The sequence below is a fragment of the Micrococcus luteus genome, assembly GCF_022664405.1.
GTDB lineage: Bacteria > Actinomycetota > Actinomycetes > Actinomycetales > Micrococcaceae > Micrococcus > Micrococcus luteus.
On record NZ_JAKRLB010000055.1, the window covers coordinates 1 to 684 of the forward strand.

A 684-nucleotide genomic window follows, 5' to 3' on the forward strand; every position below is an offset into this window, starting at 1 on the left:
TGTAGGAGGGCATGACGTTGTTGACTCGGGCCGGTGCCAACGAGGCCGGAGGAGCGTCTCCGCAGGAGGTATGAGGCCGATGGTAGTTGTAGTGGTTCACCCACACCGCCAGGGCCTCACGCCGAGCTTGCTCTGAGGAGTACGGGCGGGCGTAGAGGACCTCATCGACCATCAGCCGGTTGTACCGCTCGACCTTCCCGTTATGGCGCGGGGTGTAGGGTCGGATCCGGTGATGCCGGCCCCCGAGCGAGACCACCTTCGCGGTGAAGTCCGCAGCCCGATAGTTGTTCCCGTTGTCCGTGATCACCCGGTCCACGGTGATGCCGTGGGCGGCGAAGAACGCCCGCGCCCGGCAGTAGAAGCTCACGGTCGTGGCCGCCCGCTCGTCCTCCAACGCCTCGGTGTAGGCCAGGCGGGTGTACCCGTCGATCGCCGAGTGCAGGTAGGTGTAGCCGACCCGCCGGCCAGGCCCGCGCTTGGAAGCACGGCCTGCTTCACTTTCACGTCCGTGGGTGCGCCAGCCGCCCCCGTCTGGGATCTTCCCGATCTTCTTCACATCCAGGTGCACCATGTGCCCCGGCCCTCTCGCGGTGATCTTCTGGGGTCGTTGGCGCAGGTCTTCTCCGGCCGGGGTCAGGTCCCGTAGGCGGGAGATCCCGAGTCGGTGCAGCCACCGTCCCACGG

At 67.3% G+C, this 684-nt stretch carries 1 protein-coding gene; it reads right to left on the reverse strand.

What is annotated here, in order from left to right:
• The coding region (locus MF605_RS11885; protein WP_242821298.1) for an integrase core domain-containing protein at nt 1-684 on the reverse strand (684 nt) is incomplete at both ends.